This is a genomic window from Streptomyces sp. NPDC107562 (assembly GCF_055657325.1).
On sequence record NZ_JBVKBE010000006.1, the window covers coordinates 36,144 to 58,889 of the forward strand.

The window sequence follows — 22,746 nt, forward strand, 5'->3', positions numbered from 1 at the left end:
ACGCCCTCGGCGCCTACAGCGCGGCCGCCAGTTCGGTGCCCTGCTTGATGGCGCGCTTGGCGTCGAGCTCGGCCGCCACGTCGGCGCCCCCGATGAGGTGGGCGTGGCACCCGGCGGCGATCAGCTCCTCGTACAGGTCCCGGCGCGGCTCCTGACCCGTGCACAGCACGACGGTGTCGACCTCCAGGACCGTGCTGGTGTCGCCGACGGTGACGTGCAGCCCGGCGTCGTCGATCCGGTCGTAGCGCACGCCGGGGACCATGGTGACGCCGCGGTGCTTCAGCTCGGTGCGGTGGATCCAGCCGGTCGTCTTCCCGAGGCCCGCGCCGACCTTGGTGGCCTTGCGCTGGAGCAGATGGACGGTGCGCGGCGGTTCGGGCCGCTCGGGGGCGGCGAGGCCGCCGGGGCCCTCGTAGCCCATGTCGACGCCCCACTGGCGGAAGTACGTGGCCGGGTCCTCGTGGGCCTTGTCGCCGCCGTCGGTGAGGTACTCGGCCACGTCGAAGCCGATGCCGCCGGCGCCCAGGACGGCGACGCTGTCGCCGACCGGCACCTCGTCGCGCAGGACGTCGAGGTAGCCGACGACCTTCGGGTGGTCGACGCCGGGGATGTCCGGGGTGCGCGGGGTGACGCCGGTGGCGACCACGACCTCGTCGTAGCCGGCCACGTCGGCGGCCGACACACGGGTGTTCAGGCGCACCGCGACGCCGTGCGCGTCGAGCTGATGGCGGAAGTAGCGCAGCGTCTCGTCGAACTCCTGCTTGCCGGGGACCTTGCGGGCGACGTTGAGCTGCCCGCCGATCTCGCCCGCGGCGTCGAACAGCGTGACGTCGTGGCCGCGTTCGGCGGCGCTCACGGCACACGCGAGGCCCGCGGGGCCCGCGCCGACGACGGCGACGCGCTTGCGCAGCCGGGTCGGGGACAGGACCAGCTCGGTCTCGTGACAGGCGCGCGGGTTGACCAGGCAGGAGGTGATCTGCCCGCTGAAGGTGTGGTCGAGGCAGGCCTGGTTGCAGCCGATGCAGGTGTTGATGGCCTCGGGGCGGCCGGCCGCGGCCTTGGCGACGAAGTCGGGGTCGGCCAGCATCGGGCGGGCCATGGACACCATGTCGGCGCAGCCGTCGGCCAGCAGTTCCTCGGCCACCTCCGGGGTGTTGATGCGGTTGGTGGTGACGAGCGGGACCGACACCTCGCCCATGAGCCGCTTGGTGACCCACGTGTAGGCGCCGCGCGGCACGGAGGTGGCGATGGTCGGGATGCGGGCCTCGTGCCAGCCGATCCCGGTGTTGATGATCGTCGCGCCGGCGGCCTCGACGGCCTTGGCGAGGGTGACGACCTCGTCGAGGGTGGAGCCGCCGGGGACGAGGTCGAGCATGGACAGCCGGTAGATGAGGACGAAGTCCTCGCCGACCGCCTCGCGCACCCGCCGGACGATCTCGACCGGGAAGCGCATGCGCTTCTCGTAGGCGCCGCCCCAGCGGTCGGTGCGGTGGTTGGTCTGCGCGGCGATGAACTCGTTGATCAGGTAGCCCTCGGATCCCATGATCTCGACGCCGTCGTACCCGGCCGACCGGGCCAGGCGGGCGGCGCGGGCGTAGTCGTCGATGGTCCGCTCGACCTCGGCGTCGGTCAGCTCACGGGGCAGGAAGGGGCTGATCGGGGCCTGGAGGGGGCTCGGGGCGACCAGGTCCTTGTGGTAGGCGTAGCGGCCGAAGTGCAGCAGCTGCATCGCGATCCGGCCGCCCTCGCGGTGCACCGCCTCGGTGATCCGCCGGTGTTCCGCAGCCTCGGCCTCGGTGGTGAGCTTGGCGCCGCCCTCGTAGGGCCGGCCCTCGTCGTTGGGCGCGATGCCGCCGGTGACGATCAGGCCCACTCCCCCGCGGGCCCGGGCGGCGTAGAACTCCGCCATGCGCGCGAAGCCGCCCTCGGCCTCCTCCAGGCCGATGTGCATCGAGCCCATCAGGACGCGGTTGGGCAGGGTGGTGAAGCCCAGGTCGAGCGGGCTCAGCAGGTGCGGGTAACGGCTCATGGCCCCTCCGTGCGCGGTGACGTCCCTCTGTTGTAGAGGACCGCGCACGGTTTATGCAACTAGTTGCACAACGGAGGGGCCGTCCGTCGTGTCACATCGGTGGGCGGCTCTCCAGCCGTACGTGCAGCTCCCGCTCCTGGTCGCCCGAGGCCGTGCTGAGGTCGTGGACCTTGAACAGGTCGTGCAGCGTGGTGCGGAAGCGGTCGATCGCCCAGTAGCCGCCGTGCGCGTCGGCCTCGACGGAGGCGGACAGCCTGGGGGCGGCGGGGTGGGCGCCTTCGTGCGGCGAGGCCACCTCGAAGGTGCCGAGCCACACCGTCGGCCGGACCTCGTGCCAGTCCTGCGGTACGTCCTCGGAGCACCGGTCGGAATCGAAGTACGCGCACAGGCTGTCGAAGACGATCCGGGCGTCCTCCTTGCTGCATCCACTGATCTCCAGAGAGACCGATTCCGGGTGCAGTCGCTCACTGTCCATCGTGGTGGCTCCTCTCGTGGCCGCGCCGTGTCACGGCAGGCGAGTTCCCACACGGCGCCGTGCCGCACTCCCAGAAAACCACCACATTCCGGGATGTACAGCCCCGAGCGAAGCGCCCGCTCAGCGTCCTCGGACCCGCGCGGTGCCGCGGGGCGAGCGGGCACCCTCGGACGGGCCACGCCGATCCGCCCTCATCGCCGGACACCCCAGTCATGTTGAGGGATGGTGGAGTAGGGCTGTCGTGGCGTAAAGAGATGGTTGAGCGCGGGCGGCGAGGGGAGTCGGCACGGGACGGCGTGCCGTGGCGGAAGGCGAGGGCGGTGCGTGCGATGGGACCGACCGGGCCCCCGGTGGACGACGGGGCCGAGCCGGGCAGCGGGCCGGGGCGGCCCAGCGGGCTGCTCGACGTGCTGGGCGTGGCCTCCGTGGTGCTGGACGCCGAGGGCCGCATCGTCCTGTGGAGCCCTCAGGCCGAGGAGCTGTTCGGCTATCCGGCGGGCGAGGCGCTCGGCGCGTACGCCGCCCGGGTGATGGTGCACGAGGAGCACCTCGACCTGGTCAAGAAGCTGTTCACCGACGTCATGGCCACCGGCCGGGGCTGGGCCGGCGCCTTCCCGGTGCGGCGCAAGGACGGCAGCACGCGCCTGGTGGAGTTCCGCAACATGCGGCTGCTGGACGACCAGGGCGACGTCTACGCCCTCGGTCTGGCCGCCGACCAGTCGACCGTGCGCCGACTGGAGCAGGACGTCGCCCTGTCCACGCGGATGATCGCGCAGTCCCCGATCGGGCTGGCCGTCCTGGACACCGGGCTGCGCTACGTGTCCGTGAACGCGGCGCTGGAGAGGATCAACGGCGTCCCGGCCGAGGAGCACATCGGCCGACGGGTCGGCGAGGTGCTGCCGATGCTGGACATGGGTCCGCTGGAGACCGCGTTGCTGCACGTGCTGGAGACCGGGCAGCCGCTGGTCGACCACCCCATGTCGGGCCGCACCCCGGCCGACCCGTACGAGGACCACGCCTGGTCGGTCTCGCTCTACCGGCTGGAGGACGCCCTGGGCACGGTGCTGGGCGTGGCCAAGTCGGTCACCGACGTCACGGAACAGCGCCGGGCCGGCGTCGAGGCCGAGACCGCCCGGCGCCGGCTCGCGCTCATCGCCGACGCCTCGGCCAGGATCGGCACCACGCTGGAGCTGGAACGCACCGCCAACGAGCTGGCCGACGTCGCCGTGCCGGAACTGGCGGACGTGGCCGCCGTGGACCTGCTGGACTCGGTGATCGGCGGCCGCCGCAGCAGTGCCGACCCCTGCGAGCCGGCCGTGATCCGGGCGCTGGCCGTACGGGCGGAGAACGCGCCGGAGGCCCTGGAGGCGGCCGACGTCCCGGGACAGGTGGCCCGCTACGGTCCGGACCGCCTGGTCACCGAATGTGTGCGCTCGGCGCGCCCGGTGATGGTCCCGCAGGTCAAGGACGAGGACCTGCCCCGCATCGCCCGCTCCCCGGAGGCCGCCGCCCTGCTGGCCCGCGCCGGTGTCCACTCCTATCTGGCCGTCCCGCTCATCGCGCGCGGCGAGGTGCTCGGCGCCCTCGACCTCAAGCGCATCGACAATCCGCTGCCGTTCAGCGAGGACGATCTGCTGCTCGCCCGTGAACTCGCCGCCCGGGCGGCGGTGCAGATCGACAACGCCCGCTGGTACCAGAACGCCCGCGACACCGCCATCACCCTCCAGCGCAGCCTGCTGCCCACCCATCCGCCCGTCACCGGCGGCCTGGAGGTCGCCTCCCGTTACCAGCCGGCCGGTGCCGCCACCGAGGTCGGCGGCGACTGGTTCGACGTCATCCCCCTGGACGGCGGCAGCACCGCGCTGGTCGTGGGCGACGTGATGGGCAGCGGCATCACGGCCGCGGCGACCATGGGGCGGCTGCGCACCGCCACGAACACGCTGGCGTCGCTGGGCCTGGACCCCGCGGTGCTCCTCGAACACCTCGACCGGATCACCTCGGACCTCGACCACTCCATCGCCACCTGCGTGTACGCCGTGCACGAGCCCCGTGAGGGACGCTGCCTGATCGCCAACGCGGGCCATCTGCCGCCCGTCCACGTGCGCCGGGACGGGGCGCGGGCACTGCTCGACCTGCCGACCGGCGCGCCCCTCGGCGTAGGCGGCGTCGAGTTCACCACCACCGCCTTCACGCTCGACCCCGGCGACGAACTCGTCCTGTACACCGACGGCCTGGTCGAGACCCGCACCCACTCCCTCGACGAGCGCCTGGACACCCTGCTGCGCCTGCTCGACGATCCGGCCCGCCCCCTGGAGGAGGTCTGCGACCTCCTCGTGCGCACCCTGCACCACCCCGACAACCATGACGACGTCGCGGTCCTCATCGCGCGCGCCCAGCCACGGGAGTGACCGGCCGGGTCAACGGGTGCCGATCACCACATGGGCGTGCAGTTCCTCCGACACCGCCGGCCGGGCCGTCAGGCCCGCGCGGGTGAGGACGGCCACGGCTTCCGGGGCCTGGCGGCCGCTCGTCTCCGTCAGGAGGCAGCCGCCCGGGGCGAGCCAGTCGCGGGCCCCGGCCGCGACCCTGCGCAGCACGTCCAGTCCGTCGGTGCCGCCGTCGAGGGCGACCGCCGGCTCGTGGTCCCGCGCCTCGGCGGGCAGGAGGCCGACCTCTGCGGTGGGGACGTAGGGGACGTTCGCGGCCAGGATGTCGACGCGGCCCCGCAGTCGCCCGGGCAGGGCCGCGTACAGGTCGCCCTGGTGGACCCGGCCGCCGTGCCCGGCGAGGTTGCGCCGGGCGCAGTCCACCGCGGCCGGGTCTATGTCCGCCGCGTGCAGTTCGACCGGGCCGAGGGCCGTGGCCAGGGCGGCGCCCACCGCGCCCGAGCCGCAGCACAGGTCGACGACGAGCGAGGCGTGCGGTGCGGCGTCGAGCGCCTGTTCGACGAGGAACTCGGTGCGGCGGCGCGGTACGAAGACGCCGGGTTCGACGGCGATCCGCAGGCCGCTGAACTCGGCCCAGCCGACGACGAGTTCGAGCGGCAGGCCGTCGGTACGGCGGGCCACCATGGCGGCGAGTTCGGCAGGGCCGCGGGCGGCGCCGAGGATCAACTCCGCCTCGTCCTCGGCGAAGACGCAGCCGGCGGCGCGCAGGGCGGCCACCACGGAGGACGGGGAGGGGGAAAGCGGCAGGGACATGCGGGGCGAGAGCCTTTCGGAAGCCGAAGGGCGCTCTCGCGGTCGACTACTGCCGGTGGCCGGCGCCGACATGGGAGGAGAGCACCCGATCTGACACAGCGGTGATGGGTCTCACCTCCTCGGTCACGCACGGCTGGGACCGCCCTCAGCCGGACGGCCACCCTATCCCACGGGCTATCCCACGGGAGGAGCGGCCCTCGTCCGGTCTCCGCACCCCGCCCGCACTACAGTTGCACCGTGCAACGAGATGCGGGAAGGGAGGGCCTCGCCATCGAGAATGCCGCTGCGCCACCCATGGACGAGCCTGCGGGCCTCGCGGATCCCGCGCAGGTCGCGGAGATCGCGGAGATCTCGGATACCACGGAGATCGCGGAGATCGCCGTGCAGACGATTCAGCGGGAGCTGACGGCGTTGGCTCGCCGTGCCCGGGCCTCGGCCGGGCGGATGCACCCCGAACTGTCGCTGGTCTCGTACACTCTGCTGGGGCATCTGGAGGAGCGGGACGGCCTCAGGGCCACCGACCTCGCCGCGCACTGCGCGCTGGACAAGTCGACGGTCAGCAGGCAGGTGGCCGCGCTGGAGCAGGCCGGGCTGATCGGGCGCCGCCAGGACCCGGAGGACCACCGCGTGCAGGTGCTGGACCTGACCGACGCGGGCCGACGGATCCTCGCGCAGGTCACGGTGAGCCGCCGGGCGGTCGTCCGGGAGCGGCTGGCGGACTGGCCGGAGGAGGATCTGCGGCGGTTCGCCGGATATCTGGAGCGCTACAACGCGGCGGCCTCGGGCGGCTGAGGGGACGGCCCCACGGACCCCTTACGGTGGTACGCGTACGCACTGATCAGGCTCTGTCCGCGGGGCCGCCGCGCGGCGGTCTGGAGGCACCACCCGCATGAACGTCACCCGAGGCTTCACCGGGCGTCCCCGTGTCGACCATCCGGGGCTGCCGCCCGGGCAGTACGACGCGCGCGACGACTGGCCCGTCCTGTCCGCCGAGGTCACCCCCGACCTCGCGCCCGCCGACTGGACCTTCCGGGTCGACGGCCTGGTGGCCGAGCCCCGCGCCTGGGACTGGGCGCAGGCGCACGCGCTGCCCGCGTCGGCCTACGAGGGCGACATCCACTGCGTGACCGGCTGGTCGAAGTTCGGGGTGCGTTTCGGGGGCGTCTCGCTGGACGCCTTCCTGGAACAGGCGGGCCCGCTGCCGGACGCCACCCACGCCGTCGCCTACGCGCACACCGGGTACACCGCGAACCTCCCGCTCACCGACCTCACCGGCGGCCGGGCCTGGATCGTATGGGAGTACGACGGCCGGCCGCTCGCGCCGGAGCACGGGGGCCCGGCGCGGCTGATCGTGCCGCATCTGTACTTCTGGAAGAGCGCCAAGTGGATCGCCGGCATCCGTCTGCTCGACCACGACGAGCCCGGCTTCTGGGAGCAGAACGGCTACCACGCGCGGGGCAACCCGTGGGAGGAGCAGCGGTACTCCGGTGACTGACACCTTCACTCCCCCGACCCGGTTCGCCGTGCCCGGCCGGATCGCCGTGGGCGAGGGCACCGCCGGTCGCTGGCAGACCGCCACGCTCACCGAGGTCCGCCGGGAGACCCCGCGCGCGGCCACCTTCCGGTTCGCGGTGCCCGACTGGGCCGGGCATCTGCCCGGCCAGCACCTGATGCTCCGGCTGACCGCCGCCGACGGCTACGTCGCGCAGCGCCACTACTCGATCGCGACCGCGCCGGACGACTCCGGGCACATCGAGCTGACCTTGGACCGTGTCGAGGACGGTGAGGTGTCCGGCTGGTTCCACGGTGAGGCCCGGCCCGGCGACCGCGTCGAGGTGCGGGGCCCGCTGAGCGGCTTCTTCGCCTGGCCGGGCGACCGCGCCGCACTGCTGATCGGCGCCGGGTCCGGTGTCGTACCGCTGATGTCGATGGTCCGCCACCACCGGGCGCGGGGCCTGTCCGTGCCGCTGCGGCTGCTGGTGTCCGCGCGCGGGCCGGGCGAACTCATCTACGCCCGGGAGTACGGGGCCGAGACCACGCCCGTCTTCACCCGGACGGCCCCACCGGGCGCTCCGGTGGGCCGGCTCGCCGAGGCACATGTGGCGCCGCTCCTGGAGGCCGCGCCGCCCGGCGGGTGGGAGGCCTATGTGTGCGGGTCCAACGCCTTCGCCGAGCACGCGTCCCGCCTGCTCACCGCCGCCGGCCAGCCGGTGGACCGGATCCGGATCGAACGCTTCGGCTGACGATCCCGCCTTCTCGCGGCCCCTTCTCGATGCAGGAAGTGCCTGTGACGGGGTACGACATTCATGTGGCACTCGCACGCATGCGTGGACCCGAGGGCGGCGGTGCCGCTCCCCGGCTCCGGTGACGGCGAGGAGGCGGAGATGCGAACCCGGGTGCGTGGCTGGCGCTGGCGGCGCAATTCGCTGCGGCGCAGGTCGGACGTCATAGAGGCATGGACGGTGGTGGCCGTCGCCCTCCTGGTCCTGGTGGGCGCGCCGCTGGTCGGCGTGCTGACGGGCTGGTGGGCGTACGGCCAGGCGCGGCGAACCGTGGTCGCCCAGACGGAGGACCGGCGGCACGTCCGGGCGGAGGTCGTCGGCAGAACACCCGACACGCTGCCGTCGGCGGAGGCGGGCCGGGAGTACACGTACCGCGCGACGGTGCGCTGGTCCGAGCCCGGCGAGGGGCCTCGTACGGGCACGGCCCGGGTCCCGGCGGGGACGCGGCCCGGGGAGACGGTCGACGTGTGGTTCGACGGGCGGGGCCGCAGCGTGCCGCCGCCGCCGAGTGCGACGACCGTCTGGCAGCACTCCCTGACCCTGGGCATCTGCGCGACCGCCGGCTCGGCCGGGGTGGTGCTGCTCGGCAACATGGCCGTCCGGCGGGCGGCGAACCGGCACCGGATGGCCGAGTGGGAGCGCGCCTGGGCGCGTAAGGAACCGGAGTGGACGCGCCGCCGGGCCTGAGGCCGGCCCCTCTGGCGACAACCCGTCGGAACGTGTCGTCAATGCCCCTGTGGGGTCGCCGCGGGCGGGTTCTAGCGTGTGACCGGTCCACGCGCGCGGACGCCCTCGTCACCTCACCAGGAACAGGCACTTCCCATGACCTATGTCCTGCCGGTCGTCATCGGCGTCGGCTACGCGCTCCTCATGTCCCTCGTCCGCGAACCGCACCGGCGCCGCCTCAACGCGATCATGGTCGCCGGCGCGGGGGCCGCCTACCTCAGCGGGGGCGGCCTGGGCGGATTCGAGTTCGCCTTCACCGCTCTCGTCACCTACTGCGCCTTCCGCGGGCTGGAGTCCTGGACCTGGATCGGTGTCGCCTGGCTGCTGCACACCGTCTGGGACGCCGTGCACCACCTCAAGGGCAACCCGATCATCCCGTTCGCCCACGACTCCTCGCTCGGCTGCGCGATCTGCGACCCCGTCATCGCCCTGTGGTGCCTGGCCGGCGGTCCCACCGCGCGCGAGTTGCTCCGGCGCCGGCCCGGGCGGACGGCCGGGCCCGGCGCGCGCCCTGGCGAGTGGCCGGACCCCGCGCGTACGGTGTGATCATCGACGCCGTCCGCACCCAAGGTGGTCCTGCATGGCCCTGTTCGACCTCCCCCTCGACGAGCTCCGTGAGTACCGCGGTTCGGCCACCGAACCCGAGGACTTCGACGCCTTCTGGTCCAAGACCCTCCAGGAGGCACGCGAGCACGACCTGGACGCCCGGTTCGAGCCCGTCGACGCGGGCCTGGAGACCGTGCAGGTGTTCGACGTGACGTTCGCCGGGTTCGGCGGCCACCCGGTAAAGGGCTGGCTGCTGCTGCCCGCCGGCGCGACGGCACCCCTGCCGCTGGTGGTCGAGTTCGTCGGGTACGGCGGCGGACGCGGGCTGCCGCACGAGCATCTGCTGTGGGCGTCCACGGGCCGCGCGCACTTCGTGATGGACACCCGGGGCCAGGGCAGCGCCTGGGGCGGCGGTGGCGGCACCCCGGACCCGGTCGGCGGCGCGCCGGCGTATCCCGGTTTCATGACCCGGGGCATCGACGCGCCCGAGAACTACTACTACCGCCGGGTCTTCACGGACGCGGTGCGGGCCGTCGAGGCGGCCCGCTCGCACCCGCTCACCGACCCGGCCAGGACCGTCGCGCTCGGTGCCAGCCAGGGCGGCGGCATCAGCATCGCCGTCGGCGGTCTGGTCCCGGACCTGGTGGCGGTCGCCCCGGACGTGCCGTTCCTGTGCGACTACCCGCGCGCGACGACGCTGACGGACCGTCACCCCTACCGCGAGATCGGCCTCTACCTCAAGACGCACCGCGGCCGCGCACAGGACGCGCTGCGCACGCTGTCCTACTTCGACGGGGTGCACTTCGCCGCGCGCGGCCGGGCCCCCGCCCTGTTCTCGGCGGCGCTGGAGGACCAGACGTGCCCGCCCTCGACGGTCTTCGCGGCGTTCAACGCCTGGGCGCACCCGGACAAGGCGATCGAGGTGTACGACTTCAACGACCACGAGGGCGGCGGCCCGTTCCAGGCCGCCGCCCGGATGCGCTGGCTGCGCGCGTACGCCTGAGGGGCCGGGGTGGGGACTACGGAGACACGTCAGGCCGCCGAGCGGTTCGTCCGCGCATGGGAGCGGGGCTGGGCCGCGCACGACGTGGACGCGCTGCTCGCGCTGTACGCCGAGGACTGCGTCCACCGCTCCATGCCGTTTCGCGAGCCGCACCGGGGGCGCGCCGAACTGGGCGAGTACCTGCGCTGGTCGTTCGCGCAGGAGCGGGTGAGCGACGTGCGGTTCGCCTCGCCGGTGGTGGGCCCGGACGGGGTGGCGGTGGCCGAGTTCCGGGTGCTGTCGCAGGAGGGGGGCCGGCACGCCACTCTCGCCGGCTGCGTCTTCGTGCGGTTCGGCGCCGACGGGCTGGCGGTCGAGACACGGGACTACTGGCACACCGCCGACGGCCACCAGGAACCGACCGGCCCGCTGTTCTTCACCTGAGCCGCGTCCCGCCGGGCACCCGCCCGGCGTGCGACCCGCTCGTCGGGCGCCCTGCCCTTCCGCGCAGTCCGACCAGTCGGTACGTTCGGGTGGCCCGCTCCGCAGGGTCGTGGACGGGCTTCCCACCGACCACGGAGGCTGCATGTCCGAGCGCGAGCCACAGATCCACGGCCACTGCGACGCCCGCTTCGCGGCGGTGCGCGCGGCGTTCGAGGAGAACTTCCGGGAGCGGGAGGAACTGGGCGCCGCCGTCACCGTGGTCGCCGACGGCGTGACCGTGGTCGATCTGTGGGGCGGCTGGGCCGACCCGGCCCGCACCCGGCCCTGGGAGCGCGACACGCTCGTCAACGTGTGGTCGACGTCCAAGGGCCCGGTGGCGCTGTGCGCGCACATCCTCGCCGACCGGGGGCTGCTGGACCTCGACGCGCCGGTCGCCACGTACTGGCCCGAGTTCGCCGCGGCCGGCAAGGAGCAGGTGCTCGTACGCCATCTCCTCTCCCACCGTGCCGGCCTGTCAGGACTGCGCGAGCCGCACTCGTTCGCCGAGCTGTGCGACTGGGAGGTGACGACACGTCGGCTCGCGGCGACGGAGCCGTGGTGGGAGCCGGGGACGCGCTCGGGGTACCACGCGCTGACCTACGGCCATCTGGTCGGGGAGGTCGTCCGCCGGGTCTCGGGGCTGCGGCCGGGCGCGTTCCTGGCGCGGGAGGTGACCGGGCCGCTCGGCATCGACTTCGGCATCGGGCTGCCGGAGTCGGAGGCCGGCCGAGCGGCGGAGCTGACGCATCGCCGGGTCGCGCCGAGCAGCGAACAGGCGGCGATCTTCAGCCAGTTGTCGCCCGCCGCGCTCGCCGCGCTGACCAACCCCGCGGTGGGCGCGGCCGAGGCCAACACGCCCGCGTGGCGGGCCGCCGAGATCCCCGCGGCGGGCGGCCACGGCACCGCGCGGGCGGTGGCCGCCCTGTACGGGATTGTCGCGGGCCGCGGGGTGCACGAGGGGCGTCGCGTCCTGTCCCCCGACGCCGCCGAGCGGGTGCGGGAGGGGCAGGGCAGCTGCCGTGACCTGGTGCTGGGCGCCGGTTTCCCGGAAGAGACCGAGATCGGCCTCGGGCTGTGGCTGAGCGGACCGAACGGCTCGTACGGGCCCAATCCGCGTGCCGTGGGGCACGACGGATTCGGCGGCTCCGCCGGGCTCGCCGATCCCGAGGCGGGCGTGTCGCTCGGCTATGTGATGAACCGCATGGGACCGCACATCGCCGACGACCCCCGCAAGATGGCGCTGGTGAACGCGGTGTACGACGCCCTCTGACCGGCTCGCGCACCCTTCCGCGGCCGGTTCCCGCCCAGCCTGTTTCGGCCGAACCGCCGGGCCGGTCTTCCCTGGTGGTTTAGACCAATGCTAATTCTGGTGGCGCAATGAGCCCGCACGGCTACGGCACGTCACCAACAGGAGGGCGCGGCATGGCCCGCACCACCACCCCGCACGACCGCCCGCACACCGACGAACAGCCCCGGTACTGGCGCGTGGCGACGGAGTTGCTCGGCGAACTACGCGACGGCACCGTCCCACCCGGGGAACGGCTGCCGGGCGAACGGCAGTTGGCCGAGCACTTCGGGGTCAGCAGAGAGACCGTACGCCAGGCGCTGGAGGTGCTGCGCCGGGACGGCCTGATCACCACCGACCGGCGCGGCAGTCACGCCACCCTGCCCGGCCCGCCGGTCGAGCACCCGACCTCGGCGGCCTTCCCGATCGGCGTCCGGCCCGGCCCCGACGAGCGGGCCGTCGACCGGGCGACCGTCACCTGGGAGACGCCCCCGGCGGCGCACGCGGCGGCGCTGCGGCTCGCGCCGGACCGCCCGACCCTGATGCACCGCTACGAATCCGCCCGCGCCGACGGACGCGGCCTGCGCAGCGCCGTCACCTCGTTCTCGGACGTGGCCCTGACCGAGGTGGTGGAGCTGGGCCGCTACCGTGACCGCGCCGACGGCACCTCGGCGGCCCAACTGCGCCGCGCCTACGACTGGATGCGCACCGCGGGGCTGACCCTGCACCACCGCGACGCCATCACCCGACTCCCCGACAGCACCTCGGTCCGGGTGACCCGCCTGGTGCACGACCAGCACGAACGGCCGCTGGAGTTCACCGAGCTCGTCGTGGACGCCCAACGGGACGCTCTGGTCTACGAGTTCACCCTGCCGGCAGCGGTCTGACCCGGCAGCCGCCCACGCGCCCCGCCGCCCCGGGGCGCGTGCTCACCCGAGGCGCCGGGCGACGACCATGCGCACCCGCGGGCTTCCGTCCCGCCGCAGCCCGAAGTCGGGCAGCGGGTGCAGGTCCACCCGGAACCCGGCGCCTTCCAGCTCCCGCAGCAGACGCCCGAACCGCACGGCCCGGTAGTACATGACGAACGGGGGCCGCCACACCGCGTTGCGGACCCGCATCGCCAGGTCGAAGCCCAGCAGCATGCCGTTCACGACCGAGACCGTCCGGGGCGGGCCCACGACCGGGAAGGCGAAGCAGCCGCCCGGCCGCAGCACCGAGTGGACCTGCCCGAAGAGCACCGGCAGTTCCTCCGGCAGGAAGTGCCCGAACGCCCCGAAGCTCACCGCGAGGTCGAAGGCGGGGCGGAACGGCAGGGCGCGGGCGTCCGCCCGCACCCATGACACCCGGGGCACGCCGGACGGGACGTGGTCCCTGGCGACCGCGAGCATGCCCGCACTGAAGTCGACCCCGGTGACGCTTCCCTCGCACACCTGCCGGAGCACGTCGGCGCCCGCGCCGGTACCGCAGCACACGTCGAGCCCGTCCTCGAAGGGCCCGATCCGCCGCAGCGCCGCGGCGACGGCGTCCAGCACCGAGTCCGGCGTACGGAAGGGCGTGTGGTCGAACTTCGGCGCGAGCAGGTCGTAGCCGCGCTCGACCGACGACAGCGCCTGGACGGCGAGTTCACGCAGGCTGGGGCCTTGGGGGCTGAACATCGGCCTCAGCTTAGTCCCACCCGGCCGGTCGCACCCGGCGATGACGGCGGCAGCGGCGACCGGGCCGTCGGGGACCGCGAACCCCCCCGGGCCGCAGTGGCGTACGTCACAGCGCGCACGTCCGCCGAGTGGTACGGTGGCGTGAGCACTTGTGTACGCCCCGTCGTGGCGCCGGTGCCAGTTCCTTCCTCAGCCCGCGCAGCATCGCCGTTCCCGGCCGGTGCAGCGGCTTTCCGCATCACCTCATCGGCGGACCCCCGCGTCCGCGGCCCGAGGTGCTGTTCCCGCCGCCCGGAGGCCTTTCCGTACGCCTCGTCCGCGGCCCCTCCCCCTTCCCTTCCTCATGTCCGCCTGCGTCGCAGGCCCCCGAGTCCGTGAGAGGACCGACCCCATGACCACCACACTCGAACACCCTCCCCTCCAGCAGCAGGCCCCGGCGTCCCGGACCGTGACCGGCGTCCTGGACGTCGACGCGGGCGGCAAGGGGCACCTGCGGGGCTTCGACTGCCTGCCCACGCCCGCCGATCCCCAGGTCCCGGCCGCCCTGATCCGCACATGCGGGCTCCGCAAGGGCGACCTCGTCGAGGCCGTCAGCGGCCCCCGGCGTACCGTGACCGAGGTCGGACTCGTGGGCGGCAAGACGCCCGGACGGCTCCGGGACCGCCGCCACTTCCACGACCTCACACCCCTGCATCCGCGCACCCGGCTCCGCCTCGAACACCCGGCGTCCGGCCTCACGGGGCGCGTCGCCGACCTGATCTCGCCGGTCGGCAAGGGCCAGCGCGGGCTGATCGTCGCCCCGCCCAAGACCGGCAAGACCGTGCTGCTCCAGCAGCTCGCGGCCGCCGTCGCGGGCAACCACCCCGAATGCCGGCTGATGGTCGTCCTGCTCGACGAGCGCCCCGAGGAGGTCACCGACATGCGGCGTTCGGTGCGGGGCGAGGTGTACGCCTCGACCTTCGACCGGACGCCCAAACAGCACATCGCGCTCGCCGAGCTCGTGATCGAACGGGCCAAGCGGCTCGTGGAGGCCGGTGAGGACGTGGTGATCCTGCTCGACTCGCTGACCCGGCTGTGCCGGGCGCACAACAACGCGGCGGCCTCCGGCGGCCGTACCCTCTCCGGCGGTGTGGACGCGGCGGCGCTGCAGGGGCCCAAGCGGTTCTTCGGTGCCGCACGCCTGGCCGAGGAGGGCGGTTCGCTGACCGTCCTGGCCACCGCCCTGGTCGAGACCGGGTCGCGGGCCGACGACTTCTTCTTCGAGGAGCTCAAGGGCACCGGCAACATGGAGATCCGGCTGAGCCGCGAACTCGCCTCGCGCCGTGTCTTCCCCGCCGTCGACATCGCAGGCTCCGGCACCCGCCGCGAGGAACTGCTGCTGTCCCCGGCCGAGTTGGCCGCCGTGCACGGGCTGCGCCGGGCGCTGCGGACCCGTGACGGCGAGGCCGGTCCGGAGACGCTGCTGGAGCGGATGCGCCAGAGCCCGGACAACGCGACCTTCCTGCGCCGGATCCAGCCGACGCTGCCGGCCAGGCCGTAGCGCCCCGCGGTGCGAGCGGCGGCCGCCGTGGGAACCGCGTCGCGACAGGCCGGGGAGGGCCGCCACCTGCCGGGCGACGCGCCACGCCGGGCGCCCGTGCGGCATCCGGGTGCACGCCGGCACCGCTCGGCCCGGCCAGCACCGATCGCGGCCGGTCCGTTCCTAGGTTGATCGTATGACGATCGGATTCTCTACTCGGGCGGCCGTCTCGACCTGCGGTCTCTGCCTGGCCGGTGCCCTGACCCTCGCGCCTGTCGCCGCGGCCGCTCCGGCCGGCGCCGACCCCGCGGCGCCGGGTTCGCCCCGCGGGACGGCACCGGCGCCGGCGGTGCTCCACCGCCACGGCACCCAGGTGCGCCCCCGGCCGGGCGCGCCGGAGGTCCCGGACGTCTCCGCGCTGTCGTGGCTGGTGGCCGACGCCGGGACCGGCGAGGTGCTGGCCGCGCGGGACGCGCACCGCAAGCTGCCGCCCGCCAGCACCCTCAAGACCCTGTTCGCCCTCACCGTGCTGCCCGTGCTGCCCGGCGGCATCCAGCACCGGGTCACGTACGGCGAACTGGCGGACGTCGGTGAGGGCAGCAGCCTCGTCGGTGTCAGCGAGGGGCACTCGTACCGCATCTCCGACCTGTGGCGTGGGGTGTTCCTCAGCTCGGGCAACGACGCCGTGCACGTGCTGGCCGGGCTCAACGGCGGCTGGCACGTCACCGCACGCCAGATGGAGGCCAAGGCGCGCGTCCTCGGCGCCCGCGACACACGGGTCCTGTCACCCGACGGCTACGACGCGCACGGCCAGGTGTCCTCGGCCTTCGACCTGGCCGTCTTCGGCCGGGAGGGGCTGCGCAACGCGGAGTTCGCCCAGTACTGCGCCACCGTGGAGGCCAAGTTCCCCGGGGAGGACGGCTGGGCGTACGACATCCGCAACACCAACCGGCTGCTGACCGGCGACGACGGCGTGCGCCGCTACCCGGGCCTGATCGGTGTCAAGAACGGCTACACCAGCGACGCGGGGAACACGCTCGTCGCCGCGGCCCGGCGCGACGGGCGCACCCTCGTCGTGACGGTGATGAACCCTCAGTCGGGTGTCCCCTTCGACGTCTACGAGGAGGCCCGGTCGCTGCTCGACTGGGGCTTCGGCGCCGCCGACCGGGTGGACCCGGTCGGTTCGCTGGACGCCCTGCGCGGCAAGCCCGGCCCCGGCGCCGAGGCCGGTCCGGCCCCGGTGGCCGCCGCGGTCACGCCGGATGCCGAGCCCGGCTGGCCGGAGACGGCGGCGATCGCCGTGGCCGCCTGTCTGGGTGCGGCGGCCGCCGCACTGGTCCTGCGGCTCAAGGTGTTCCACGTCGAGGACTGACCTACCGGCAGCCCCAGCAGCAGCCCGAGGGTGATCCAGGCGTAGGCGTTGCTCCCGAGGAACCCGTCGACGCCGGACGCGTCGTCGTACCACAGCCACACCAGGCTGGTGCACATGACCGCGTACAGCACGGCCGCGAGCCGTGGCCGGCCGGCGCGGACCAGCAGCACGAAGGCGGGCAGCAGCCAGACGAGGTGGTGCACCCAGGTGATCGGGCTGACCAGACACGCCGTCAGGCCGGTGAGGGCGAACGCCGCGTACCAGTCGCCGGCGGCCACCGCCTTGCGGGCGCGCCACACCCACACGCCGAGCACCACCAGCACGGTGACCGCCCAGACCGCGCGGCTCTCGATGTCCAGCCGGGCCAGGATGCCCTGCAGGGACTGGTTGGAGACGTAGTCCAGCCGGCCCACGCGGGTGGTGTCCCACATGGCCTGCGTCCAGTAGAAGCGCGACCCCTCGGGGGTCACCAGGGCCGCCAGACCGGTCGCCCCGGCGGCCACGCCCGTCGCGACGGCGGCGGCGCGCCGGCGGCCGGCGAGCAGCAGCAGGCCGATGAAGAGGGCGGGCGTGAGCTTGATGGCCGCGGCGAGACCGATGCCGATGCCGGCCCAGCGGCCTCGCCCGGTGGCGAGCAGCCAGGCGTCCACCAGGACCAGGGCCAGCAGCAGTACGTTGACCTGCCCGAAGCTGAAGGTGTCCCGCAGCGGTTCGTACAGTGCGAGGGCGCAGGCTGCCAGGGCGCAGCCGTACCAGCCGTGCCGGCGCCAGGCGCGGCCGGTCAGCACGCGCATCGTCACGGCCAGGGCCGCCAGGTTCAGCAACAGCGCGAGCGCGATCGCGGTCCCCGTCCCGACCAGGGCCATGGGCAGCATCGCGACGGCGGCGAACGGCGGGTAGGTGAACCCGTACATCGTGCCCGGCACCCGGTAGTCGTAGAGCCGGCCGCCGTCGTGGATCCAGTGGTGGATGGCCCCGTGGTAGACGCGCAGGTCGAACCAGTCGCGCAGCAGCGGCACGGTCGCGGTGAAGACCGTCAGGGCGGCGGCGAGGAGCACCACGAGCAGCAGCCGCCCGCGGTCGGTGCGAGGAGTTCTCATGCGGTACGCCCCAGGACCGGGGCCTGCGCGGTCTGATGGGCCTGCCACAGCACCACCACGGCGAGCACGCCGCCGGAGACGGCCAGCGTCAACTGCCCGAGGTCGGCGGGGCCGCCGCTGGGCAGGACGCCGAGCGCGAGCACTCCGGTGACCGCCGCGACCCGGTGCCGTACCGAGGTGTCGGGCGCCGCGGCGGCGATGAGGAACAACCCCCACAGCGCGTACCAGGGCCGGATCGCGGGGCCGAAGGCGGCGACCGCCGCCAGGCTGAGGCCGAGCGCGTACACCGGGCGCGGGCGCAGCCGCACCCATATGACGAGCAGCAGGGTCGCCGTGATCAGCAGGCCGATCATGTGCCAGACGGGCACGGCGAGCGGTGCGAGGTCACTGCCGAGCCGCTCCAGCAGGGCGCCGGTGGCGCGGCCGAGCAGGCTGGTCAGGGCCCAGTTGTGCGGGGAGACGGGGGTGTTGAGGGCGGCGATCCAGCCGTATCCCGTACCGGCGACCGCGGTCGCGGCGACCGTCGTCGCGGCCGCCGCGGCGACGGTCGTCAGCACGGCTCGCACGGCGCTGCGGCCCGCGCGCATCTGGAGGACGACGATCGCGGCGAGCCCGAGCGCGGCGGGCGCCTTGACGAGCGCGGCGAGGGTGACGAGGACGGCGCCGAGGACGGGCCAGCGGCCCAGCGCGGCGACCAGGCCGACGCCGAGCAGGCCGAGCATCATGGCGTCGTTGTGCGCGCCGGCCACCAGGTGCAGCAGGACCAGCGGGTTGAGGGCGCCGAGCCACAGCGCGGCGGCCGGGTCGGCGCCGCTGTGCCGGGCGAGGCGGGGCAGGGCGGCGGCCATCAGGGCCACGCCCAGCAGCGCCAGCAGCCGCATGCCCATGAGGCCGGCCGGGATCTCGCCGCGGGTCAGTCCGGACAGGGCGGAGGCGGCGGCGAGGAACACCGGGCCGTAGGGAGCGGCGGTGTGCCGCCACACCGGGGAGACCTCGTCGGCGAGCGGGCCGCCGAGCTGGGAGGGGCCGTGGGTGTAGACGTCGATCTGCGCGTCGACCATGGCGCCCTGCGCGAGGTAGCTGTAGACGTCCCGGCTGAACAACGGCGGCGCCAGCAGCAGCGGGGCGGCCCAGAGCGCGAGGACCAGCAACAGGGAGCGGGGCGTGGGTGGTTCGGGGCCGCGCAGCAGCCTGCCGAGCAGGGCCCAGGCCGCTATCAGCAGGACGACGCCGAAGTAGACGCCGACCAGTCCGAGCGCGGCGCCGGCGGAGGACGGCGACAGCAGATCGCGGACCGGGAGGGCTCCGGCCGTCTCACCGCCCAACGCAAGAAAGGCGGTGCCGGCCAGACCCAGCATCTGGCAGCGGCGGAGATCGACGGAGGAAGCCATGGCCAACACTCGGTCAGCCTGTCAACACCGGGTGGCCGGAAAACAACGCGCCGCCCTCGCGGGGTTAACCTGCGCATGACCTCCGCGTGATCAGGAGACCGACACTCCGGTGAGCGCGGTGAAACGGTCCAGGGCAGCGCCCCCCGCCACCGGGTCACCGCACGCGTCGACCCCCGGGCTCCGCACGCACGAAGTGCGGCGGCCCGGCACCACGGCGACGCTTCCTCCGCCGCACCCGCCCCTGACGGGCAGACCGAAGCGACGGACGAAGTCGCCGCCCGCGTCGTACGTCCCGGGGGCCGACATCCCCGCGTTCAAGTGCTCGACCTGACGGCAACTCAGCGGCCACGAGCCGAGAGCGGCCCAGCGCCCGCACGGCCCCCGACAGGCTTCCCCCGCACAGCAGCGGCCCGCGCCTTACTGAGGCTCATCGGCCGCGAACCGAACCCGTGCCCCTCAGGCGCGAGCCGTAAGCGGCGACGGGGGCGGCGCCCGCACCGGGCGTACCGCACCCACTGGCTTGCCCTCGCCGAGCAGTGGCTCGCGCCTTGCTGAGGCTCAGCGTCCGCGGCGCGAGCCGCGAGCGGCGACGGGGGCGGCGCCCGCACCGGCTTGCCTCCGCCCAGCGGCGGCTCGCGCCTTACTGAGGCTCAGCGGCCGCGAGCCGAACCGGTGGCGCTCAGGCGGGAGTCGCGAGCGGCGGCGGGGTCAGGGCTCGTACCGGGCGTACCGCGCCCACCGGCTTGCCTCCGCCGAGCAGTGGCTCGCCCGCGAACTCCGTGAGCAGGTCGGGGTCCACGCCGGCGCGGGCCAGTGCGGCGGCGGCCACCGGGACCCGCGCCCTGCTCGCCCCGTCGGAGATCTTCACGGCGACGGCACGGCCGTCGGGGAGCGCCGCGACCTGCACGCCCTCGTAGCCGTCCTTGGCGAGCAGCCCGGGCACCGCCCGCATCAGGGCCGCGACGTCCCGACCGGAGCCGGAGGCCATCTCGGCGTGCTCGCGCATCGCGTCCGCGACCCGCGACTCGGGGGTGCCGGGCCGCGCGGTGAGGATCCGGGAGGCGGCGCGGGCCAGGCCGTGCAGGGAGACGGAGAACAGCGGCGCGCCGCAGCCGTCGACGGTCACCTGGGCGACGCGCTGACCGGTGAGTTCCTCCACGGTCTCGGCGACGGCCTGCTGGAGGGGGTGGGCGGGGTCGAGGTAGTCGTCGAGGGACCAGCCGTTGAGCTTGGCGGTCCAGAGCATGGCGGCGTGCTTGCCGGAGCAGTTCTGCGCGAGCCGGGACGGCGTGCGCCCCTCGCGCACCCAGGCGTCCCGCACCCCCGGGTCGAGCGGCATGTCGGGAACGTTGCGCAGAGCGCTCTCGGTGAGTCCGGCCAGTTCCAGGACGCGCAGCGTGCCGGCGAGATGGCGGTCCTCGCCGGAGTGGCTGGCGGCGGCCAGGGAGAGCAAATCGCCGTCGAGCGGAAGCCCCGCCCGCACCATGGCCACGGCCTGGACGGGCTTGAGCGCCGAGCGCGGGTAGAACGCCGCCTCGATGTCGCCGAGCCGGAACGCGACCTCGCCGTCCGCGCCGAGGACGACGACGGAGCCGTAGTGGACGCCCTCCACGACCCCGCCGCGTACGAGGTGGGCGACGGGGGCGTGACGGGGCTCCCGCACCGGGGGTGTCTCCGCGGCGGAGTCGCTGTGCGTCACCGATCCGTCCGCCCGCACCACGGGGTCGAGGTCGACAGTCTCGGGGGTCATCGGTCGGTCCCGCCTTCCTTGGGGAGGTCCGTGCGCGCGGGGCGCACGATGTCGGTGAGGGTGGTCTCGACCCGGTCGAGGTGGTGAGACATCGCCTCGACCGCGTCCTGCTCGATTCCGTCGGCCAGCGCCTCGACGATGGCCCGGTGCTCGCGGTCGGACTGCTCACGCCGTCCGCCGAGCTCGTTCAGGAACGCCGACTGGCGGGCCAGCGCGTCCCGGATCTCCTCGATGACCCGGCGGAACACCGGGTTCTGCGCGGCCTCGGCCACGGTCAGGTGGAAGAGCGTGTCCATCGCGACCCACGCGGTGGTGTCCGTCTCCCGCTCCATGCGGTCCAGGAGGTGGTGGAGACGGTCGAGGTCGTCGGGGGTGCGGCGCAGCGCCGCGTACCCGGCGACCGGGATCTCCACGTGGCGCCGCACCTCCAGCAGGTCGCTGGCCGAGTAGTCGCCGAAGGTGGGGTCCTCGACACTGTCGGCGACGACGAAGGTGCCCTTGCCGGTCTTGGCGACCGTCAGCCCCATCGCCTGCAGGGCGCGGAGCGCTTCGCGCAGCACGGGCCGGGAGACCTCCAGCGTGCGGCAGAGCTCGGCCTCGGAGGGGAGCTTGTCGCCGATCGCGTACTCACCGCGCTCGATGGCACCGCGGAGGTGGGTGAGCACTGCTTCCATCGCGCTCACACGCCGCGGGCCCCTACTGGCTGTCTGGCTGTCTGACAGGTTCACGGGAGCGATGGTCCGGGCCACCCGTGGCCCGTGTCAAGCGGGGCCGAGCGGCCCTACGTGCGCAAACCCCCGCGGCGGCGGTGGTGCTACCTACACCCCGTCTGGGGGGCCGACGCCATTCTGCTGCCCGGAATTCCTTCACATACTGAAGCGCATGACGCAACCAGTGGTGCTTCCGAGGAACTCGTCCCCACGCGAGGACAGGGACGACCGACGCGAGGGAAGCGACTTCTCCGAACTCGCCCGCCGTATGAACGAGGCCGGACTTCTGCGGCGCCGGCCGCTTTATTACATCGTGCGCTTCACCGCGGTGGGCCTCGCTCTCGCGGGCGGCGTCGGGGCGTTCCTGCTGGTCGGGAACAGCTGGGGTCAATTGATCGTGGCCGCGTTTCTCGCCGTGGTCTTCGGACAGCTCGGGCTCGCGGCCCACGACCTCGCCCACCGGCAGGTCTTCTCCCGTCGCCGGCCCAGCGAGGTGGGCGGACTGCTGGTCGCAAACCTGCTGCTCGGCATGAGCTACGGCTGGTGGATGAACAAGCACACCCGGCACCACGCGAACCCGAACCACGAGGGAAAGGACCCGGACGTCTCGCCCGACATCCTGGTGTGGTCCAGGCGCCAGGCGCGAAAAGCGAAAGGGCTGCCCCGTTTCATAGGAAAGCATCAGGCGGCGCTCTTCTTCCCACTGCTCACCCTGGAAGGGCTGAACCTGAGTTTCAGCAGCTTCAAGGCACTGCGGAATCCGTCGGTGAAACGGCCCGTCCTGGAAGGGTCACTGCTCGTCGCCCATTTCGCGGTCTATTTCGGCGCCCTGTTCACCGTCCTCTCCCCCGCCAAGGCGCTCGTGTTCCTCGCCGTCCACCAGGGCCTGTTCGGTGTCTACCTGGGCTCGGTCTTCGCCCCCAACCACAAGGGGATGCCGATGATCGAGGAGGGGACGCGGCTGGACTTCCTGCGCCGTCAGGTGCTCACCTCGCGCAACGTCCGGGGCGGCGCGCTCGTCGACGCCTTCATGGGCGGGCTCAACTACCAGATCGAGCACCACCTCTTCCCCAGCATGCCGACACCGGCGCTCGCCAAGGCCCAGATCATCACCGAGCGGTACTGCGCCGAGCTGGGCGTCCCCTATTACCGGACGGGCCTGCTGGCCTCGCACCGGGAGGCGCTGCGCCATCTCCGCGGCGTCGGGGAACCGCTGCGCAGGGCGGACGGCTGAGACCTCG

Annotated in this window: 21 protein-coding genes and 1 pseudogene; 13 read left to right on the forward strand and 9 right to left on the reverse strand. The window is 73.7% G+C overall.

The features are described from left to right. Positions 1 to 13: 13 nt before the first annotated feature. The gene (locus ACZ7LV_RS18670) at positions 14 to 2,029 is read right to left on the reverse strand and encodes an NADPH-dependent 2,4-dienoyl-CoA reductase (protein WP_471940548.1); all 2,016 of its coding nucleotides are present in this window, start codon (positions 2,027 to 2,029) and stop codon (positions 14 to 16) included. A 91-nt stretch (positions 2,030 to 2,120) separates the two neighbouring features. Then, a complete protein-coding gene (locus tag ACZ7LV_RS18675; RefSeq protein ID WP_471940549.1) occupies positions 2,121 to 2,504 on the reverse strand; it encodes a hypothetical protein in 384 nt (127 codons plus the stop codon). A 329-nt stretch (positions 2,505 to 2,833) separates the two neighbouring features. Between ACZ7LV_RS18675 and ACZ7LV_RS18680 the strand changes: the two genes are divergently transcribed. Further along, on the forward strand, positions 2,834 to 4,912 hold the full coding sequence (locus ACZ7LV_RS18680) for a SpoIIE family protein phosphatase (protein WP_471940551.1): 2,079 nt from the start codon (positions 2,834 to 2,836) through the stop codon (positions 4,910 to 4,912). Between the two features lie 9 nt (positions 4,913 to 4,921). Here the strand turns inward: ACZ7LV_RS18680 and ACZ7LV_RS18685 are convergent, their stop codons facing one another. Continuing rightward, positions 4,922 to 5,704 carry a putative protein N(5)-glutamine methyltransferase gene (locus tag ACZ7LV_RS18685; RefSeq protein WP_471940552.1) on the reverse strand — a complete coding sequence of 261 codons (783 nt, stop codon included), beginning with the start codon at positions 5,702 to 5,704 and terminating at the stop codon, positions 4,922 to 4,924. 381 nt (positions 5,705 to 6,085) lie between these two features. On the opposite strand from ACZ7LV_RS18685, the gene ACZ7LV_RS18690 reads away from it, so the two are divergent. The 9 genes from ACZ7LV_RS18690 to ACZ7LV_RS18730 all read left to right on the forward strand — a co-directional run bounded on the left by ACZ7LV_RS18690 (position 6,086) and on the right by ACZ7LV_RS18730 (position 12,895). After that, positions 6,086 to 6,496 (forward strand): MarR family winged helix-turn-helix transcriptional regulator, encoded by a 411-nt coding sequence (locus ACZ7LV_RS18690; protein WP_471940972.1) that lies wholly within the window; start codon positions 6,086 to 6,088, stop codon positions 6,494 to 6,496. A 97-nt stretch (positions 6,497 to 6,593) separates the two neighbouring features. Then, positions 6,594 to 7,199: a sulfite oxidase-like oxidoreductase gene (locus ACZ7LV_RS18695; protein WP_471940553.1), complete on the forward strand. Its 606-nt coding sequence runs from the start codon at positions 6,594 to 6,596 to the stop codon at positions 7,197 to 7,199. Further along, positions 7,192 to 7,947, forward strand: a complete 756-nt coding sequence (locus ACZ7LV_RS18700) for a ferredoxin reductase (RefSeq protein ID WP_471940555.1) — start codon at positions 7,192 to 7,194, stop codon at positions 7,945 to 7,947. Before ACZ7LV_RS18695 ends, ACZ7LV_RS18700 begins: the two co-directional genes overlap by 8 nt. A 141-nt stretch (positions 7,948 to 8,088) precedes the next feature. Next, positions 8,089 to 8,673: an Rv1733c family protein gene (locus tag ACZ7LV_RS18705; RefSeq protein ID WP_471940557.1), complete on the forward strand. Its 585-nt coding sequence runs from the start codon at positions 8,089 to 8,091 to the stop codon at positions 8,671 to 8,673. A gap of 135 nt (positions 8,674 to 8,808) precedes the next feature. Next, positions 8,809 to 9,258 carry a DUF6010 family protein gene (locus ACZ7LV_RS18710; protein ID WP_471940558.1) on the forward strand — a complete coding sequence of 150 codons (450 nt, stop codon included), beginning with the start codon at positions 8,809 to 8,811 and terminating at the stop codon, positions 9,256 to 9,258. A 34-nt stretch (positions 9,259 to 9,292) separates the two neighbouring features. Then, positions 9,293 to 10,261 carry an acetylxylan esterase gene (locus tag ACZ7LV_RS18715; protein ID WP_471940559.1) on the forward strand — a complete coding sequence of 323 codons (969 nt, stop codon included), beginning with the start codon at positions 9,293 to 9,295 and terminating at the stop codon, positions 10,259 to 10,261. Between the two features lie 9 nt (positions 10,262 to 10,270). Then, positions 10,271 to 10,684 carry a nuclear transport factor 2 family protein gene (locus ACZ7LV_RS18720; protein ID WP_471940560.1) on the forward strand — a complete coding sequence of 138 codons (414 nt, stop codon included), beginning with the start codon at positions 10,271 to 10,273 and terminating at the stop codon, positions 10,682 to 10,684. 142 nt (positions 10,685 to 10,826) lie between these two features. Continuing rightward, on the forward strand, positions 10,827 to 11,993 hold the full coding sequence (locus ACZ7LV_RS18725; RefSeq protein ID WP_471940562.1) for a serine hydrolase domain-containing protein: 1,167 nt from the start codon (positions 10,827 to 10,829) through the stop codon (positions 11,991 to 11,993). A gap of 152 nt (positions 11,994 to 12,145) precedes the next feature. Next, entirely contained in the window at positions 12,146 to 12,895 is a 750-nt protein-coding gene (locus ACZ7LV_RS18730; RefSeq protein WP_471940564.1) for a winged helix-turn-helix domain-containing protein, read from the forward strand. Between the two features lie 42 nt (positions 12,896 to 12,937). On the opposite strand, the gene ACZ7LV_RS18735 is transcribed toward ACZ7LV_RS18730, so the two are convergent. Next, on the reverse strand, positions 12,938 to 13,663 hold the full coding sequence (locus ACZ7LV_RS18735) for a class I SAM-dependent methyltransferase (RefSeq protein ID WP_471940565.1): 726 nt from the start codon (positions 13,661 to 13,663) through the stop codon (positions 12,938 to 12,940). Positions 13,664 to 14,006: 343 nt separating this feature from the next. On the opposite strand from ACZ7LV_RS18735, the gene rho reads away from it, so the two are divergent. Next, the gene (rho, locus tag ACZ7LV_RS18740) at positions 14,007 to 15,203 is read left to right on the forward strand and encodes a transcription termination factor Rho (protein ID WP_471940567.1); all 1,197 of its coding nucleotides are present in this window, start codon (positions 14,007 to 14,009) and stop codon (positions 15,201 to 15,203) included. 175 nt (positions 15,204 to 15,378) lie between these two features. Next, positions 15,379 to 16,215: pseudogene (locus ACZ7LV_RS18745) on the forward strand (D-alanyl-D-alanine carboxypeptidase family protein); the annotation flags it as partial. Between the two features lie 83 nt (positions 16,216 to 16,298). Here the strand turns inward: ACZ7LV_RS18745 and ACZ7LV_RS18750 are convergent. The 5 genes from ACZ7LV_RS18750 to ACZ7LV_RS18770 all read right to left on the reverse strand — a co-directional run bounded on the left by ACZ7LV_RS18750 (position 16,299) and on the right by ACZ7LV_RS18770 (position 21,469). Next, entirely contained in the window at positions 16,299 to 17,654 is a 1,356-nt protein-coding gene (locus ACZ7LV_RS18750) for a glycosyltransferase 87 family protein (protein ID WP_471940569.1), read from the reverse strand. Then, complete coding sequence (gene mptB, locus ACZ7LV_RS18755; RefSeq protein ID WP_471940571.1) at positions 17,651 to 19,045, reverse strand: polyprenol phosphomannose-dependent alpha 1,6 mannosyltransferase MptB; 1,395 nt, start codon at positions 19,043 to 19,045, stop codon at positions 17,651 to 17,653. The genes ACZ7LV_RS18750 and mptB overlap by 4 nt, the downstream gene beginning before the upstream one ends. 90 nt (positions 19,046 to 19,135) lie before the next feature. Then, on the reverse strand, positions 19,136 to 19,387 hold the full coding sequence (locus tag ACZ7LV_RS18760; protein ID WP_471940974.1) for a glutaminase: 252 nt from the start codon (positions 19,385 to 19,387) through the stop codon (positions 19,136 to 19,138). A 337-nt stretch (positions 19,388 to 19,724) separates the two neighbouring features. Next, a complete protein-coding gene (locus tag ACZ7LV_RS18765) occupies positions 19,725 to 20,795 on the reverse strand; it encodes an asparaginase (RefSeq protein ID WP_471940572.1) in 1,071 nt (356 codons plus the stop codon). Further along, positions 20,792 to 21,469 carry a FadR/GntR family transcriptional regulator gene (locus ACZ7LV_RS18770; protein WP_471940976.1) on the reverse strand — a complete coding sequence of 226 codons (678 nt, stop codon included), beginning with the start codon at positions 21,467 to 21,469 and terminating at the stop codon, positions 20,792 to 20,794. The genes ACZ7LV_RS18765 and ACZ7LV_RS18770 overlap by 4 nt, the downstream gene beginning before the upstream one ends. A 208-nt stretch (positions 21,470 to 21,677) precedes the next feature. Here ACZ7LV_RS18770 and ACZ7LV_RS18775 point away from each other — a divergent pair, with 208 nt between their 5' ends. After that, entirely contained in the window at positions 21,678 to 22,739 is a 1,062-nt protein-coding gene (locus ACZ7LV_RS18775) for a fatty acid desaturase family protein (protein ID WP_471940573.1), read from the forward strand. Positions 22,740 to 22,746 lie beyond the last annotated feature (7 nt).

Coding starts and splice junctions, on each gene's coding strand:
- ACZ7LV_RS18670 (WP_471940548.1), bottom strand. CDS start 2,029: ATGAGCCGTTACCCGCACCTGCTGAGCCCGCTCGACCTGGGCTTCACC.
- ACZ7LV_RS18675 (WP_471940549.1), bottom strand. CDS start 2,504: ATGGACAGTGAGCGACTGCACCCGGAATCGGTCTCTCTGGAGATCAGT.
- ACZ7LV_RS18680 (WP_471940551.1), top strand. CDS start 2,834: ATGGGACCGACCGGGCCCCCGGTGGACGACGGGGCCGAGCCGGGCAGC.
- ACZ7LV_RS18685 (WP_471940552.1), bottom strand. CDS start 5,704: ATGTCCCTGCCGCTTTCCCCCTCCCCGTCCTCCGTGGTGGCCGCCCTG.
- ACZ7LV_RS18695 (WP_471940553.1), top strand. CDS start 6,594: ATGAACGTCACCCGAGGCTTCACCGGGCGTCCCCGTGTCGACCATCCG.
- ACZ7LV_RS18705 (WP_471940557.1), top strand. CDS start 8,089: ATGCGAACCCGGGTGCGTGGCTGGCGCTGGCGGCGCAATTCGCTGCGG.
- ACZ7LV_RS18710 (WP_471940558.1), top strand. CDS start 8,809: ATGACCTATGTCCTGCCGGTCGTCATCGGCGTCGGCTACGCGCTCCTC.
- ACZ7LV_RS18715 (WP_471940559.1), top strand. CDS start 9,293: ATGGCCCTGTTCGACCTCCCCCTCGACGAGCTCCGTGAGTACCGCGGT.
- ACZ7LV_RS18725 (WP_471940562.1), top strand. CDS start 10,827: ATGTCCGAGCGCGAGCCACAGATCCACGGCCACTGCGACGCCCGCTTC.
- ACZ7LV_RS18730 (WP_471940564.1), top strand. CDS start 12,146: ATGGCCCGCACCACCACCCCGCACGACCGCCCGCACACCGACGAACAG.
- ACZ7LV_RS18735 (WP_471940565.1), bottom strand. CDS start 13,663: ATGTTCAGCCCCCAAGGCCCCAGCCTGCGTGAACTCGCCGTCCAGGCG.
- rho (WP_471940567.1), top strand. CDS start 14,007: ATGTCCGCCTGCGTCGCAGGCCCCCGAGTCCGTGAGAGGACCGACCCC.
- ACZ7LV_RS18750 (WP_471940569.1), bottom strand. CDS start 17,654: ATGAGAACTCCTCGCACCGACCGCGGGCGGCTGCTGCTCGTGGTGCTC.
- mptB (WP_471940571.1), bottom strand. CDS start 19,045: ATGGCTTCCTCCGTCGATCTCCGCCGCTGCCAGATGCTGGGTCTGGCC.
- ACZ7LV_RS18765 (WP_471940572.1), bottom strand. CDS start 20,795: ATGACCCCCGAGACTGTCGACCTCGACCCCGTGGTGCGGGCGGACGGA.
- ACZ7LV_RS18770 (WP_471940976.1), bottom strand. CDS start 21,469: ATGGAAGCAGTGCTCACCCACCTCCGCGGTGCCATCGAGCGCGGTGAG.
- ACZ7LV_RS18775 (WP_471940573.1), top strand. CDS start 21,678: ATGACGCAACCAGTGGTGCTTCCGAGGAACTCGTCCCCACGCGAGGAC.